Here is a 16,160-nt window from a genome sequence, read left to right as displayed (position 1 = left end):
TCGGAATGGAATTCGGGGACGACGACACGGCACTGCCCATCACCCGCGGACAGCTCGACATCTGGCTCGCGCAGGAAACCGGCCACTCGGAAACCGAGTGGCAACTCGGCCTCTTCGCCGACATCGACGGCCCGGTAGAACTGGAAGCCCTGGAATGGGCCATCCGGCGGGCGGTGCGTGAAGCCGAACCGCTTCGCGCCGCCTTCTTCGAGGTGGACGGCCGGGTGTATCAACGGCCCACCGAAGAGCCCGACTTCGAGGTGGCCGTCATCGACGTCAGCCACGCCGATGCACCGGCCCGGGAAGCACGCGATATCGCGTCGTCCATTCAGCGCACCCCCATGCCGCTGTCCGGGCCGCTGTTCAGGTTCGCCCTGTTCCAGGCCGGCGCCGCCAAGACCTATCTGTTCGTGTGCTGCCACCACATCGTGATCGACGGCTACGGGCTGGCCCTGGTGTGCCAGCGGATCGCGTCGGTGTACTCGGCGGTCGTCTCGGGCGCGCCCGTTCCCGAACCGATCTTCGGGTCGCTGCAGGACCTCGTCGATGTCGAGTCGGAATACGAGGGTTCGCCGGTATACGCCGCCGACCAGAGGTACTGGGCGGCCCACCTCGCCGAACTCCCGCACGATGCGCGCGCACCCAGAGCCACCGGCGGGGACATCGTGCACCCCGATGCGGGCCCGGTCGCACTGGATCCGGCGGTCCTGCAGCGCGTCGAGCGACTGTGCGAGGCGTGGGACATGTCGCGGTCCACCATCCTGACCGCCGCCTGCGCCCTGGTCCTGCGTGGCTGGTGCGCCGACGGGGACGACGTGGTGTTCGACTTCCCGGTCAGCAGGCGAGTGCGCCCGGAGTCCAAGACCCTGCCCGCCATGGTCGCCGGCGTCGTGCCGCTGGGCTTGCGGCTCGCGCCGGACATCTCGCTCGCCGACTTCTGCGCGCACGTGGACACCCGGATCCGGGAAGCGCTCGACCACCAGCGGTATCCGGTGGAGGCGCTGGAACGCAAAGCCGGGGTGCGCGGACCGGGGGAGATGGCCGACCGGGTGGTCATCGATTTCCTGCCGTCCTCGTTCACGGTGCCCTTCGGTGGCGCCGCGGCCACGGCCACGTTGTTGTCGGGTCTGGGCCGCGGTTCCGGTCTGCTGTTCTCCGGCACCGGCGCCGAACTGTTCCTCAGTATTTTTGGCGCCGGTCAGCGATTCTCGGGCCTGGATGCCGCCGAGCTGTCCGGGCGGTTGCAGGCAGTGCTGGACACCATCAGCACGGATCCGGCCCGGCGGTTGTCGGCGCTGGACCTGATCGGCGTGGCGGCCCGCACCCAGCTGGCCGAGCTCGGCAACTGGGCGGCGCTGACATCCACTGCGGCCGTGCCGCTCTCGATCCCGCAGATGTTCGGCGAACAAGTCCGCCGCACCCCCACGGCGGTGGCGCTGAGCTGCCAGGGCCAGTCGTTGACCTACCGGGAACTGGACCAGGCATCGAACCTGATCGCCGGTCGGCTGGCCGCCCGCGGGGTCGGCCCGGGGCAGCGGGTGGCACTGCTGTTGCCGCGGTCCCTCGAGGCCGTGACGGCGATCGTGGGCGTGCTCAAGTCCGGCGCGAGCTACCTACCGATCGATCCGGCGCTGCCACCGGCGCGCATCGCCTTCATGTTCTCCGACGCCGTGCCCTCGGTCGTCCTGACCACCACCGAACTCGCGGGCCGGGTCGCCGACTTCGGCGTTCCGGTGCTCGACGTCGAGGAGCCCGCGGCCCACGCGCTATCCGATTCGGTGTTGCCGACCCCGGACCCGGCCGACATCGCCTACGTGATCTACACGTCCGGCACCACGGGAACGCCCAAAGGCGTTGCCGTCACCCACCACAATCTGACGCAGCTGATCGCCTCCCTGGACGGTGGACTGCCCGACCCGGCCGAGCAAGCCTGGTCGCACTGGCACTCGTATGCCTTCGACTTCTCGGTCTGGGAGATCTTCGCGGCGCTGCTGCGCGGCGGCCGGTTGGTGGTGGTCCCGGAGTCCGTGGTCGGCGAACCGGACGAGTTCCACGACCTGCTGGTCGCCGAGCAGGTCAATGTGCTGACCCAAACACCTTCTGCGATAGGCATGTTGGCTCCCGAAGGGCTGGAATCGTGCGCGCTGGTGATGGGCGGGGAGGCATGCCCGGCCGATGTGGTGGACCAATGGGCCGGCGGCCGGGTGATGATCAATGCCTACGGCCCCACCGAAACCACCATCTATGTGGCGATCAGTGCGCCGCTCACCGCGGGCGGCGGCGCGGCACCCATCGGCGCGCCGGTGCCCGGGTCGGCGCTGTTCGTGCTCGACGCCTGGCTGCAGCCGGTCCCGGCCGGCGTGGTCGGCGAGCTGTACGTGGCAGGCGACGGGGTGGGTGCGGGCTATCTGCACCGGACCGGTCTGACCGCCGCACGATTCGTCGCCTGCCCGTTCGGCCCCGCGGGCACCAGGATGTATCGGACCGGGGACCTGGTGTGCTGGGGCACCGACGGGCAGCTGCGCTACCTGGGCCGGGCCGACGACCAGGTGAAGATCCGCGGATACCGCATCGAACTCGGCGAAGTGCGCGCGGCGTTGGCCGCGCTCGACGGTGTCGAGCAGGCCGCGGTCATCGTCCGCGAGGACCGGGCCGCCGACCGACGCCTGGTCGGCTATGTCACCGGCACCGCCGACCCGGTCGAGGTGCGTGCGCTGCTGACCGAGCGGCTACCGGCCTATCTGGTTCCGGCCGCCGTGGTGGTGCTGCCCGAACTGCCGCTGACCACCAGCGGCAAACTCGACGTCCGCGCCCTGCCCGCGCCGGAGTACACCGCCGGGCAATACCGGGCACCGGCCAGCGCGACGGAGAAACTGCTCGCGGGCATCTACGCCGAGGTGCTCGGCGTCGACAGCGTCAGCATCGACGACTCGTTCTTCGAGCTGGGCGGCGACAGCATCCTCTCGATGCAGGTGGCCGCCCGCGCCCGGGCGGCCGGACTGGTGTGCCGCCCGCGCGACGTGTTCGTCGAGCAGACGGTGGCCCGGCTGGCCCGGGTGGCCGGCGCGGCCGACCCGGTGACCGCCGTGGTCGACGAGGGGATCGGCGCGGTGACACCCACGCCGATCATGCGCTGGCTGGCGGCTCAGGACGGGCCGACCGACCAGTTCAACCAGACGCTGGTGCTGCAGGCGCCGGCCGGGGTGATCGAAGCCGACGTGACGACGGTGCTGCAAGCGGTGCTGGACAAGCACGCCATGCTGCGGCTGCGGGTGAAAGACGGTGGACTGTACGTCCCCGAGCCCGGCGCAGTGGACGCCCGTGACTGCCTGCGCGTGGTGGACGAACTGTCCGACGCGGCGGTGCTCAGTGCCCGCTCGCTGCTGAACCCGGCGGCCGGGACCGTGCTCAGCGCGGTGTGGGCCACCACCAGTGGTGAGCTGGCCCTGGTCGTGCACCACCTTGCGGTGGACGGTGTCTCGTGGCGAATCCTGCTGGAGGACATCAACATCGCGTGGCACCAACACCGCGCAGGGCAGCCGGTGCGGCTGGCGCCCACCGGCACCTCGTTCCAGCGGTGGGCCACGCTGCTCACCGAGCACGCACAGTCAGCGGAGGTGACCGAGCGGGCACCGGCCTGGCGAGCATTGACATCTGTGCCGCAGGTGTTGGGCCCGCCGCGTCCCGCGGACACCTACCAGACGGCGGGCCGGCTGACCGTCACCCTGGACGCCGAGCACACCCGCCTGCTGCTCGGCGAGGTGCCCGCCGCGTTCCACGCCGGGGTCCAGGACATCCTGCTGATCGGGTTCGCCCTGGCGCTGGCCGAATTCGCCGACGATCCGGCGGTGCCGGTCGCCATCGACGTCGAGGGTCACGGCCGCCATGAAGAGTTGGGCGCCGACGTCGACCTGTCGCGCACCGTCGGCTGGTTCACCACCAAGTATCCGGTGGCGCTGTCGGTCGGCCCGGGCGAACGACGCGGCGGGGTGCCGTGGGCACAGATCCGCGCGGGCGAGGCCGCGCTGGGCGGCGTGCTCAAGGACGCCAAGGAACAGCTGCGCGCCCTGCCGCATCCGCTGACCTACGGTCTGCTGCGGTACCTCAACCCCGATGTCGAGCTGGACGGCGCCGAACCCACCATCGGCTTCAACTACCTTGGCCGACTGGGTTTTCCGGCCATCGACGGAATCGAAAGCCTGTGGCGGCTCGGCCCGGACGGGATGTCGAGCACCGGCGTCGCCGGCGCGCTGCCGATCCCGTTGTCGCACACCGTCGAACTGAATGCCGGCACCGTCGACACCGAAGCGGGACCGCACCTGCAGGTGGACTGGACGTGGGCGCCCTCGGTCCTCGACCATGACCAGATCACCCGGCTCAGCCGGCTGTGGTTCGAGGCCCTGACCGGAATCTGCGCCCACGTGCGGGCCGGCGGCGGCGGGCTGACCCCATCCGACATCGCCCCGGCGCGCCTGCGCCAGCACCAGATCGACGAATTGCAGCGCAGCCGCCGCATCGCCGACATCCTGCCGCTCACCCCGCTGCAGCACGGACTTCTGTTCCACACCAGCACCGCGCTGGAGAACGTCGACATGTACGCCGTCCAGCTGGATTTCACGCTGGCCGGCACGCTGGACCCGGATCGGTTGCATGACGCGGTGCGCGCCGTGGTGGCCCGGCATCCGCACTTGGCCGCCCAATTCTGCAGTCAGTACGACGAACCGGTGCAGGTCATTCTGGCCGACCCGGTGATCGCCTGGCGCTACCTGGATTTCAGCGCCGACGCGGTGAACGTCGAGGATGAGATCGAGAGGTTGTCCGTCGCCGAGTGCGCCGCGGTGGGCGATCTCGGCACTCAGCCGGCATTCCGGGCCGCGCTGATCCGCGTCGCGGCAGACCGGTACCGGTTCGTGCTGACCAACCATCACATCGTGCTCGACGGCTGGTCCATGCCGATCCTGCTGCGCGAGATCTTCGCCAGCTATTTCGGGCAGCGACTGCCCGCGGCGGCGTCCTACCGCACGTTCATCACCTGGCTGGCCGACCGCGACCTGGACCAGGCGCGGGCGGCATGGTCACAGGTGCTCGCCGGGTTCGACACGCCCACCTTGGTCGGCCCCCGGCATCGGCTGCAGGATCGATTGGGGTTGGGACAGCGCGGTTTTGCGACGGTCCGGATACCGGAGCAGACCACAGCAGCCCTGGGCGAGTTGGCCCGCTCATGCCACACCACGGTGAGCACCGTGCTGCAGGGCGCCTGGGCGGTGCTGCTGAGCTCGCTGACCGGCAACCACGATGTCGTTTTCGGCACGGCGCGGTCCCGGATGGGCCAACTCGAGGTGGCCGACGCGGAATCGATGGTGGGCCTGTTGATCAACACCGTGCCGGTGCGGGCCCGCCTGACCGGCGCCACCACCGTCGCCGATCTGCTGGATCAACTGCAGACCGCGCACAACGACACCCTCGACCATCAGCACCTGGCCCTGGCCGAGATCCACCGCGCGACCGGTCACGAACAGCTCTTCGACACCCTGTTCGTCTACGAGAACTATCCGATCGACACCGACGTGCCGCTCGGTGACGACTTGGTCATGGCCGGGTTCACCAACCGTGAGTACAACCATTACCCGCTGACCGTGGAGGCGCTGCCGGGCCGTGAGCTGAGCCTGCACATCGAGTACGACACCGATGTGTTCACCCCGGCCGGCATCGACGCCCTGACCGGACGGATGCACCGGCTGCTGGCCGCGATGACCGCCGACCCGGACCGAAAACTGCTGTCGGTCAACCTTCTCGACGCCGACGAACGAGCCCGGTTGGAGCGCTTCTCCGGTGTCGGCGGGCGGGCCCCGGTGGGAACCGCGGTGCAGCTGCTGACCGAGGCGCTGCATGCCGATCCGGCGGCCGTCGCGGTGATCGACGGCAGCCGCAGCTTCTCCTACCGTGAGCTCGACGAATGGTCCAACCGGTTGGCGCGCAAGCTGATCGGGTCGGGCATCGGGCCGGAATCCGCCGTGGGTGTCGCGATCGACCGCAGCGCCGAGCTGGTCGTGGCGTGGTGGGCGGTGCTCAAGGCGGGCGGCAGCTACGTACCGGTGGACCGCACCCACCCGGTGGAACGCATTGCCACCGTGCTGGATTCGGTCGGCGCGAGGTGCGTCCTGACGTCGGCCGCCGACACCGTGCCCGGGTCCGGTCCGCGTCCGGTGCTGCGGATCGACGACCTGGACCTGACCCGGTTCGGCGCCGGACCGGTCACCGATGCCGACCGGCACGCGGCACTGGGCGTGGACAACACCGCCTACGTCATCTTCACCTCGGGTTCCACCGGCGAACCCAAGGGTGTCGCGGTCAGCCATGCGGGCCTGCTGGGAGCGGCCGCCGCCCAACGCGAGAGTTACCGATTGGCCGCGGACGCGCGCGTGTTGATGGTGGCCGCACCGACCTTCGACGCCTCCCTCTTCGAATTGTTGATGGCCACCGGTGCCGGAGCGGCCCTGGTGGTGGCACCGCGCGAGGTGTACGCCGGTGCGGCGCTCACCACCTTGATGCACGACAACCGGGTGAGCGCCGCGCTGCTGACGCCGACGGTGGTGGCCTCGCTGGACCGGCCGCGGCTGGACGGATTGACCACCCTGGTCACCGGAGGCGAGGCCTGCCCGGACGAATTGGTGCACGCCTGGGCCCCGGGTCGGCGGATGCACAACGCCTACGGTCCCAGCGAGGCCACCATCTGGGCGACGGGCACACCGCTGACGTCCGACCGGCCGGTCAACATCGGCTCGCCGATCGCCGGTATGCGCACCCTGGTGCTCGACGCGCAACTCAACCCGGTTCCCGTCGGCGTGGTGGGGGAGCTGTATCTGGCCGGGCCCGCACTGGCGCACGGCTACCTGGGCCGGGTGCGGTTGACCGCCGAGCGATTCATCCCCAATCCCTTCCCGAATCCCGTTGACGGCCAACCCGAACGGATGTACCGCACCGGTGACCTGGCGCGCTGGAACACCGACGGCACGCTGGACTACCTGGGCCGCGTCGACACCCAGATCAAGCTGCGCGGGCAGCGCATCGAACTCGGCGAGATCGAGAGCGCGCTGCTGGCCTGCCCGCAGGTCAGCCAGGCGGCCGCCACCGTGCACCACGGCACCACCGGATCCCAGCTGGTCGCATACATCACCTTCGAACAGGCCACCGGCGGCCACCGCGACACCCGGCACGACGACGAGATCGTCGACGAGTGGCAGACCATCTACGACGAGCTGTACGCGGCCGAGGGTGAGACCACCGCGTTCGGTTCGGACTTCCGGGGCTGGAACAGCAGCTACACCGGGGACCCGATACCGCTGACCGAAATGCAGGAGTGGCGGTCGACGACGGTCGACCGGATCCTCGCGCTGCGACCGCGTCAGGTGCTGGAGATCGGCGCCGGCTCGGGACTGCTGCTGTCCCAGATCGCCCCACACGCGCAACGCTATGTCGCCACCGACATCTCACCGGCGGCCATCGACAAGCTCGCACATGACCTGCGCGAGTTGCAGATCCCGTGGCGCGACCGGGTCGAACTGTCGGCCCGGCCCGCCCATGACATCGACGGGCTGCCGCGCGGACACTTCGACACCATCGTCGTGAACTCGGTCGTGCAGTACTTCCCCAACGCGGCCTACCTCGCCGAGGTCATCGACAACGCGATGGAACTGCTGGTCCCCGGCGGCACCCTGTTCATCGGCGACGTCCGCAACCAGACCCTGCAGAACGCCTTCCAGACCGGCATCGTGCTGGCCCGGTTCGGCGGCGACGGCAGCCCGAAGACCTTCGATGCCACGGTGTTCCGCCAGCGGGTGCAGCACGCCGTGCTCGGTGAGCCCGAGCTGCTGCTGGCCCCGGAATTCTTCACCCGGTGGGCGGATTCCGCCGCCGCCGCGGCCGGGCTCGACATCCAGGTCAAACGCGGTTCGGCCGACAACGAACTCAGCCGCTACCGCTACGACGTCACCATCCACAAGGCCCCCGCCGCGGTGCGCTCGGTGGCCGCGGCACCCAGCTGGCCATGGACCGAGTTTGCCGGCCTGCCCGAACTGCGGCGCCGGTTGACCGCCGAGCGCCCGGATGCCGTTCGGGTCAGCGGTATTCCGCGCGCCGGCGTGCTCACCGACGTACGCAACGAACACGCCCTGGCCGCCGGACACAGTGCGGCGGCCGGTACCGCCGAGGCCGCCGGCGTGGTCCCCGACCAGCTGCATCAGCTCGGCGCCGGTGCCGGGTATCGCGTCGCCGTCACCTGGGGCACCGAACCGGGCACCGTGGACGCCGTCTTCGTCACGCCGGCCGACGCCGTGCTGACCGATGTGTATCTGCCCGCTGCGCATCAGCACATCGTGGTGGCCAACGAGCCGCACAGCAGCACCAAGATCAGTGCCGTGCGCCAGCGGCTGAGCACCTGGCTGCCCGAATACATGGTGCCGCCGCACATCGTCGTGCTCGACGAGATGCCGTTGACCTCCTCGGGCAAACTGGACCGCAAAGCCCTTCCCGCGCCGGAGTATTCCGATGCCGACGGCTACCGCGCCCCGGTGGGTGCGGTGCAGGAGATCCTCGCCGACATTTACGCGCAGGTGCTGGGCCTGCAGCGGGTCGGGGTGGATGATTCGTTCTTCGACCTCGGTGGTGACTCGTTGTCCGCCATGCGCCTGATCGGCGCCGTCAACACCAGCCTGGATGCCGACCTCTCGGTGCGCACGGTATTCGAGGCACCCACGGTCGCCCAGCTGGCGCCACGGGTGGGCGGCGACGCGCGCCGGCTCGAACCGCTGGTGGCCGGGACGCGGCCCGAGGTGGTGCCGTTGTCCTTCGCGCAGAACAGGTTGTGGTTCTTCGATCAGTTGCAGGGCCCGTCGCCGATCTACAACCTGGCGGTGGCGCTGCGATTGCGCGGCAGACTCGACGCCACCGCGTTGCGCGCCGCTCTGAGCGACGTGGTCGGTCGCCACGAATCCCTGCGCACCCTGTTCGCCGCCCCCGGTGGCACCGCGCAGCAGGTGGTGCTGCCCGCCGAGCAGGCCGACATCGGCTGGGACGTGATCGACGCCGGTGGCTGGCCGGCAGCCCGACTCGACGAGGCGGTGGGCACGACGACCCGCCACACATTCGATCTCGCCACGCAGATTCCGTTCCACGCCAAGCTGTTCCGAGTCGGTGACAGCGAACACGTGCTGGTCACCGTGGTGCATCACATCGCCGCCGACGGGTGGTCGATCACCCCGCTGGTGCGCGACCTGGGACTGGCGTACGCCAGCCGCTGCGCGGGGCAGGCGCCCGCCTGGGCGCCGATGCCGGTGCAGTACATCGACTACACGCTGTGGCAGCGGGCGCAGCTGGGTGATATCGAGGACAGCGCGAGTCCCATCGCCGCGCAGCTGACCTACTGGGAAGAGGCCCTCGCCGGCCTGCCCGAGCGGCTGCAGCTACCGGCCGATCGGCCCTATCCCGCGGTGGCCGATCATCACGGTGCCCGGGTGTCCATGCAGTGGCCGACGGAGTTGCAGCAGCAGGTCCGCCGGGTGGCCCGTCTGCACAATGCGACCAGCTTCATGGTGATCCAGGCCGCGTTCGCCGCGCTGCTGTCCCGGGTGGCCGCGACAACCGATGTGGCCGTGGGCTTCCCGATCGCCGGGCGCACCGACGAAGCGCTCGACGATCTGGTCGGCTTCTTCGTCAACACCCTGGTGCTGCGTGTCGACCTGTCCGGTGACCCGACCTTCGAAGAGCTGCTGGCCCAGGTCCGCCTGCGCAGCCTGGCCGCCTACGAACATCAGGACGTGCCCTTCGAGGTGCTGGTCGAACGGCTCAACCCGACCCGCAGCCTGACCCATCACCCGTTGGTCCAGGTCTTGTTGGGCTGGCAGAACTTCGCCTGGCAGGCCGGTGACGCGGCGGGACTGGCACTCGGCGATCTGCAGGTGACCCCGCTCCCGGTCGACACCGAGACCGCCCGCATGGACCTGGCCTTCTCGCTGGGTGAACGGTGGGACCAGGACGGCGAGCCGGCCGGACTGGAGGTGAACGTCGAGTTCCGCACCGACATCTTCGATGCGGACACCGTCGGGGCGCTCGTCGGGCGGCTGCGCCGGGTGCTGTCCGCGCTGACCGCCGATCCGGGTCGTCGGCCGGCAACGGTCGACCTGCTCGAGGAGGCCGAGCACGCCCAACTGGATCATTGGGGCAACCGCGGCGTGTTGACCCGGCCGGCAACCCAGACGACGGTCACGGAGATGTTCGCCGCGCAGGTGACGCGCGCCCCGGAAGCGGTGGCAGTGGTGTGCGGTGACCGGACGCTGACTTACCGCGAACTCGACGAGGCCGCCAACCGGTTGGCGCACCTGCTGCGCACCGCCGGCGCGGGCCCGGGACAGTCTGTGGCGCTGCTGTTCTCGCGGTCGGCGGAGGCGGTGGTGGCGATCCTGGCGGTGCTCAAGGCCGGCGCGGCCTACCTGCCGATGGATCCGGCACTGCCGGCGGCGCGCATCGGGTTCATGCTGGCCGATTCCGCGCCGGTGGTCGCCGTCACCACACATGACCTGGCCGACCGGTTCGACGGGTCCGGTGTCCGGGTCATCGACGTGCACGATCCCGCGCTCGCGGCGCAGCCCGGCACCCCGCCGCCGGCACCGCTGCCCGGCGACATGGCACACATCATCTACACCTCCGGCACCACCGGTATGCCCAAGGGGGTGGCCGTCACCCAGCACAACGTCACCCAGTTGTTCGACGGCCTGGAGATCGGCATCGAGCTGTCCCCGCACCAGGTGTGGACCCAGTTCCACTCGTATGCGTTCGACTTCTCGGTGTGGGAGATCTGGGGCGCGCTGTTGCACGGCGGGCGGCTGGTCGTGGTGCCCGACGCGGTGGCGCGATCGGCCGACGACTTCCATGACCTGCTGGTGCGCGAACGGGTCACCGTACTCACCCAGACACCCTCTGCCGCAGCGGTATTGTCCACCGACGGACTGGATGCGGCCGCCCTGGTGATCGGCGCCGAGGCCTGCCCGCCCGAAATGGTGGACCGCTGGGCGCCCGGCCGCACCATGGTCAACGTCTATGGGCCGACCGAGACCACGATGTGGCTGTGCAAGAGCGCACCACTGGCGGCGGGTTCAGGGGCGCCGCCCATCGGTGCGCCGACCGCAGGCGCGGCATTCTTCGTGCTCGACGAACGGCTGCGCCCGGTGCCCCCCGGCGTGGTGGGCGAACTCTATCTGTCCGGTCGTGGAGTGGGCATCGGCTATTGGCGCCGGTCCGCCTTGACGGCAACACGATTCATGGCATGCCCGTTCGGGGCGCCCGGTCAGCGGATGTACCGGACCGGCGACCTGGTGTCCTGGCGGCCCGACGGGCAGCTGGACTACTTCGGACGCGCCGACGAACAGGTCAAGGTCCGCGGCTACCGCATCGAACTCGGTGAGGTGCGTTCGGCGCTGGCCGCCCTCGACGGCGTGGAGCAGGCGGTGGTGATCGCCCGCGAGGACCGCCCCGGTGACAAGCGGTTGGTCGGTTACATCACCGGCACCGCCGACCCGGGCGACGCGCGCGCGGCGCTGGCCCAGCGGCTCCCCGGCTACATGGTGCCCGCAGCGGTGATCGGCGTGGACGCCATACCGGTGACGGTCAACGGCAAGCTGGACACCCGCGCCCTGCCCGCACCGGACTACCAGGACGCCGCGCGGTACCGCGCACCGTCGGGCGCTGTCGAGGAAGTGTTGACCGAGATCTACGCGGAACTGCTCGACGTCGAGCGGGTCGGTGTCGACGATTCGTTCTTCGACCTCGGCGGCGATTCCCTGTCCACCATGCGGTTGATCGCGGCGATCAACACCGCGCTGGGTGCCGAGCTGCCGGTGCGCACCGTGTTCGAGGCGCCGACGGTGGCGCAGCTGGCGCTGCGGGTCGGCGACGGTGCGGCACAACGGGAACCGTTGGTCGCCGTGCAGCGCCCCGCGACGATTCCGTTGTCCTTCGCACAGAACCGGTTGTGGTTCATCGACCAACTGCAGGGCCCGTCGCCGATGTACAACATGCCGGTGGCGCTGCGGCTACGCGGCCGGCTCGATACCGGTGCACTGCGGGCGGCGCTGACCGATGTGGTGGCCCGGCACGAGAGCCTGCGTACCCGGTTCACCGCGACGGACGGAACTCCCGAACAGGTGATCGTGCCCGCCGGGCAGGCCGAGATCACCTGCGACGTCGTGGACGCCGTGGGGTGGGCGCAGGACCGGCTGGCGGGCGAGATCCGAGCGGCGGGCCAGTACGCGTTCGATATCGCCGCCGAAATCCCGGTACGGGCAACACTTTTCCGCACGGACGAGGATGAGCACCTGCTGGTCGCGGTGGTACACCACATCGCCGCGGACGGCTGGTCGCTACGCCCGCTGGTGACAGATCTGGGCCTGGCCTACGCCGGCAGGAGCACCGGCCGGGCGCCGGGGTGGGCACCACTGGCGGTGCAGTACGTCGACTACACGTTGTGGCAGCGCGTCCAACTGGGCGATATCGACGACCCTGCCAGCCCGATCGCCGAACAGCTGGCCTACTGGGAAGGCGCCCTGGCCGGCCTGCCGGAGCGGCTCGAACTGCCCACCGATCGGCCCTATCCGGCGGTCGCCGATCAGCGCGGCGCCACCGTCGAGGTGAACTGGCCGGCGGAATTGCAGACCCAGATCGCCCGGGTGGCACGCGAGCACAACGCCACCAGCTTCATGGTGATCCAGGCCGGGCTGGCGGTGCTGCTCGCCAAGATCACCGCCAATTCCGATGTGGCCGCAGGATTTCCGATTGCCGGGCGCCGGGACCCGGCACTCGACGATCTGGTTGGGTTCTTCGTCAACACGTTGGTGCTGCGCGTCGACCTGGCCGGCAACCCCACCCTCGCCGAACTCCTGGACCAGGTGCGCAGCCGCAGCCTGGCCGCCTATCAGCACCAGGACGTGCCGTTCGAGGTGCTGGTCGAGCGACTCAACCCGACCCGCAGCCTGACCCATCACCCGCTGGTGCAGGTGATGCTGGGCTGGCAGAACCTGCCCTGGCAACACGCCGACGAGGCGGCCGGACTGGTGCTCGGCGATCTGGAGGTCACCCCCCTTCCGGTCGACACCCAGTCGGCCCGGATGGATTTGGCGTTCTCGCTGTCCGAGCGCTGGAACGATGCCGGCGACCCGGCCGGTATCAACGGCATCGTCGAATTCCGCACCGACGTGTTCGACGCGGCGAGCGTCGAGGTGTTGGTGGCGCGGTTACGCACCGTCCTGGTGGCGCTGACCTCTGACACCGGGCGGACGTTGTCGTCGGTGGACCTGCTCACCGAGCAGGAGCGGACGCGTCTGGACGCCGTCGGTCACCGGGGCGAGCTGACCCGGCCCGCGGCGGACGTGTCGATGCTGGACCTGTTCACCGAGCATGCCGGCCGCATCCCGACGGCGGTCGCGGTCAGCGACGGGCATCGCCACGTGACATATGCCGAGTTGGACACGGTCTCGAATCGGCTGGCGCACTTGCTCGCCGAACACGGTGTGGGCCCGGGCCGCTGCGCGGCGCTGCTGCTGTCGCGATCCGCCGAAGCCGTCGCCACCATGCTGGCGGTGCTGAAGACCGGAGCGGCGTACCTGCCACTGGATCCGGGCTGGCCCGCCGAGCGCATCGAGTTCGTGCTTGCCGACGCGAACCCCGCGGTGGCGATCACCAGCACGGAATTCGCCGACCGGCTGACCGGCTTCGGCGGTGTGGTCGTCGACGTGGACGACCCGTCGATCCTGATGCAGCCGGGCGCACCGTTGCCGGGCCCGGCCGCAGACGACCTGGCGTATGTGATCTACACCTCGGGCACCACCGGCGTACCCAAGGGCGTGGGCCTCACCCACGCCAACGTGACGCAGCTGCTCGGTTCGCTGAAGGCGGGCCTGCCGCCTGCCGGGGTGTGGAGCCATGCGCATTCACCGGCGTTCGACGTCTCGGTGTGGGAGATCTTCGGGGCCCTGCTGCGCGGCGGCCGGGTGGTGGTGATCTCGGATACGGTGGCCCGCTCCGCTCCGGATCTGCACGCGGTGCTGGTCTCCGAAGGCGTCACCGTGCTGACTCAAACTCCTTCCGCGGCAGCGGTCTTGTCCCCGCAAGGGCTGGAATCGACCACGCTGGTGGTGGTCGGGGAGGCCTGCCCGCCGGATGTGGTCGAGCGATGGGCGACCCCCGGGCGGGTGATGGTGAATGCCTACGGGCCCACCGAGACCACGATGTGCGTGGCCGTCAGCGCGCCCTTGGCGCCCGGCGGCGGCGTGGTGCCGATCGGCACCCCGGTCGGCGGCGCGGGTCTGTTCGTGCTGGACGGCTGGCTGCGGCCGGTGCCACCCGGTGTGATCGGTGAGCTGTACGTGGCGGGCACCGGGCTGGGCGTCGGCTATCTGGGCCGGCCCGCGCTGACCGGAACACGTTTCCTGGCCTGCCCGTTCGGGGCGCCGGGACAACGGATGTACCGCACCGGCGACCTGGTGTGCTGGGGACCGGACGGTCAACTGCGCTATCTGGGCCGCGCCGACGAGCAGGTGAAGATCCGCGGCTACCGCATCGAACTCGGCGACGTGCGGACCGCGTTGAACGCCCTCGACGGTGTGCGGCAGGCAGTGGTGGTCGCCCGCGAGGACCGGCCGGGGGACAAGCGGCTGGTCGGCTACGTGACCGGTGACGCCGACCCGGGCGTGCTCCGCACCGCGCTTTCGCAACGATTGCCGGCCTACATGGTGCCCGCGGCGATCATGGTCCTGGACCGGTTGCCGCTGACGGCCAACGGCAAGCTGGACACCCGGGCCCTGCCCGCACCGGAATACACCGGGGGCGCCTATCGCGGCCCGGGCAATCCGGTCGAGGAGATCCTCGCCGGCCTGTACGCGGATCTGCTTGGCCGCGACCGGGTGGGCGTCGACGACTCGTTCTTCGACCTCGGCGGCGACAGCATCATCGCGATGCGGCTGATCGCGGCGGTCAACAGCAGCCTCGGCACCGACCTGGCCGTGCGTGCGGTGTTCGAGGCGCCCACCGTCGCGGGGCTGGCTCAGCGACTGGACGGCGCCGCGGCCGGCCTGGATCCGCTGGTGGCCGGACCGCGCCCGGCGGTCATCCCGCTGTCGTTCGCCCAGAACCGGCTGTGGTTCCTGGAGCAACTGCAGGGCCCCTCTGCGGTGTACAACCTCGCGACGGCGATGCGGCTGCAAGGACAGCTCGATACCGGTGCGCTGCAGGCGGCGCTGGCCGATGTGGTGGCCCGGCACGAGAGTCTGCGCACCTTGTTCGCCGCACCCGACGGGGTGCCGCAGCAGATCGTGATCCCCGCCGACCGGGCGCGGTTCGGCTGGCAGACCGTCGATGCCGAAGACTGGCCGGCCGACCGGGTGGACCGGGCCGTCGCCGCCGCCACCCGCGACCCGTTCGACCTGTCCGCTGAAATACCCTTGCGGGCAGTGCTTTTCCGGATCGGCCCGGAGGTGCACGTGCTGGTGGCGGCCGTGCACCACATCGCCGCCGACGGCTGGTCGATCACGCCGCTGGCCCGCGACCTGGGCATGGCCTACGTCGCCCGATGTGCCGGTGTCGCGCCCGGATGGCGGGAACTGCCGGTGCAGTACGTCGACTACACGCTCTGGCAGCGCGCCCAATTCGGCGAGCTTCAGGACGGCAACAGTGCCATCGCCGCGCAGCTGGCTCATTGGGAACATGCCCTGGCCGGCCTGCCCGAGCGGTTGCAGCTGCCGACCGATCGGCCCTACCCCCAGGTCGCCGACCAGCGCGGTGCCACCGTGCCGGTGCAGTGGCCAGCCGAACTGCAGGCGCAGATCGCCCGGGTGGCCCGCGAACACAACGCCACCAGCTTCATGGTGGTGCAGGCCGCACTGGCCGCGCTGTTGTCCCGACTCAGCGCGAGTTCGGATGTGGCGGTGGGTTTCCCGATCGCCGGTCGGCGGGACGCCGCGCTCGACGAACTCGTCGGGTTTTTCGTCAACACCCTGGTGCTGCGCGTCGAGGTGGCAGGTGACCCGACATTCGCCGAGCTGCTGGCCCAGGTGCAGCACCGCAGCCTGGCCGCCTACGAGAACCAGGACGTCTCCTTCGATGTGCTGGTGGAG

General features: G+C 70.2%; 1 protein-coding gene (only partly in view). It reads left to right on the top strand.

Going from position 1 to position 16,160, the window contains the following annotated elements:
• Nucleotides 1-5 precede the first annotated feature (5 nt).
• Nucleotides 6-16,160, top strand: the 5' portion of a protein-coding gene (locus tag ACXPWS_RS31335) for a non-ribosomal peptide synthase/polyketide synthase (protein WP_458710378.1). Its footprint extends 14,895 nt past the window's final position; 16,155 of the gene's 31,050 nt are visible here — the first part of the coding sequence; the start codon lies at nt 6-8; the stop codon falls past the right edge of the window.

It is taken from the genome of Mycobacterium sp. BMJ-28 (assembly GCF_054404835.1).
This window is presented reverse-complemented; position numbering and strand designations above follow the sequence as displayed.